Below are 1,106 nucleotides of genomic sequence, written 5' to 3' on the forward strand. Positions count from 1 at the left end.
CGCCAGCTCATCCGGCGCGGCCTCCAGGATGGAATCCACCGGACGCCACTCGCGCCCGCCCACCGTGAGGGACACCTCCGGCCTGCGGCCTCCCGCATGGCTCGCGTCGCGCAGCCACGTCACCGGACTGTGCAGCAGGGGCACCGTGCGCAGGTCCAACGCGGGCACGGCGACCTCCTCCACGGTGGCGCCCTCGCTGGCCAGGGTGTTGTTGCCCAGCAGCACCACCCGGTCCAACGCGTACGCGCGCGACAGCGGCGGCTGGAACGTCACCTGCGTCATCGGCGTGCGCTGGCCTTCGGGCGTCTCCATGCGAACGCGCAGCACTCGCAGCGCTTCACGGAAGAGCCGCTCCGTGCCCTTCACCCCGCCCGGGCCCAGGCGCTCCACGTCCTCGGCCACCACCAGCCAGTCGCCCGGCCGCACCGGTGGCTCCTGGGACGTGAGCCCCGACGCGTCCGTCAAAGGCAGCAGGTAGAACGTGTCCGTGCCAGAGCCCGCCACGCCCAGCGGCCGGGCCACGCCCGCCTCCGCACCGAAGGCGAGGTCCGCCCGGTTCAGCGCCTCGCTGCCCTTCAGGATGACGAGCTGATCCCGCGCCTCCTGGATGAGCCCGTTCACGAAGGCATCCAGGAACGTGACCATGCGATCCAACCGCAGCGCATGCGCGGCCGGGTCTTCGTCCGCGCACGGCGCCAGCGCCTCTTCCAGTGCGGCCAGCGCATCCGCCTGCCGCTTCTGGAGGTTGCGAAGCTGTCGGGCGACGATCTCCTGGGACTCGGACAGCGCTCCCACCGGACGACCGGGCGGCGGCACCGCCTGGGCCACCACCGTCTGCGCTTCACACAGCTGGTCGCAGAGAGCCTGGAGGGTGCTCTTGCAAGCGGAGTCCGCATCCAGGTCCAGCGTCTTCACGAGCGACGCCAGCTTGCGCGCGTCCTGCTTCGCGCGAGCCACCCGCCGCTCCTCCAGCGGTCCATGGCGCTGCACCTCGATGCGATCCTGGAGCCCCGCGACCACCGACCCGGGCCCGAAGATGCCGCCCGTGGGAGCAGGCGCCCCGGGCTCACCCACTTCGCCCGAAGGTCCCCCAGCCCCACCGGTGC

At 72.4% G+C, this 1,106-nt stretch carries 1 protein-coding gene; it reads right to left on the minus strand.

Going from position 1 to position 1,106, the window contains the following annotated elements; all coding sequences use genetic code 11:
• Nucleotides 1–1,074, minus strand: a 1,074-nt coding sequence (locus tag D7V97_RS43230; protein ID WP_147445270.1) for a hypothetical protein, incomplete at its 3' end; no start/stop codon positions are given.
• Between the last annotated feature and the right edge of the window lie 32 nt (nucleotides 1,075–1,106).

It is taken from the genome of Corallococcus sp. CA053C (assembly GCF_003611675.1).
GTDB lineage: Bacteria > Myxococcota > Myxococcia > Myxococcales > Myxococcaceae > Corallococcus.